We start from the raw sequence: 306 nt of genomic DNA, 5'->3' as shown, positions 1-306 counted from the left end.
GCCCGATCCGGCGCGGATCGACGCCATCGTGGCGCGGGTGGCGGGCTGGATCGCGCTGGCCCGGCGCCCCGTGGCGCAGCGGCGCCTGGCCTTGGTGCTGTCCACTTATCCGGGCAAGGCGCATGCCATGGCCCATGCGGTGGGCCTTGATGCTTTGGCTTCTACCACAGCGCTGCTCGCCGATCTGGCCAACGCTGGGTATGCGGTGGCGCCGCCTGGTGACCTAGCCCGCCGGCTTGGCCACGAGACTTTGGCGTTTCCTCTGGCCGCCTATCGCGCCGCGCTGGCGCAACTGCCGCCGGCCCT

Annotated in this window: 1 protein-coding gene; it reads left to right on the top strand. The window is 71.9% G+C overall.

Features of this window, described 5'->3' with window-relative positions:
- The coding region (locus tag H926_RS35065; protein ID WP_043610682.1) for a cobaltochelatase subunit CobN at positions 1-306 on the top strand (306 nt) is incomplete at both ends.

This window comes from Novosphingobium sp. B-7 (genome assembly GCF_000410615.1).
Classification (GTDB): domain Bacteria; phylum Pseudomonadota; class Alphaproteobacteria; order Sphingomonadales; family Sphingomonadaceae; genus Novosphingobium; species Novosphingobium capsulatum.
Note: the sequence above shows the minus strand (reverse complement) of the source record. Positions and strands in the feature narration are given on the sequence as shown.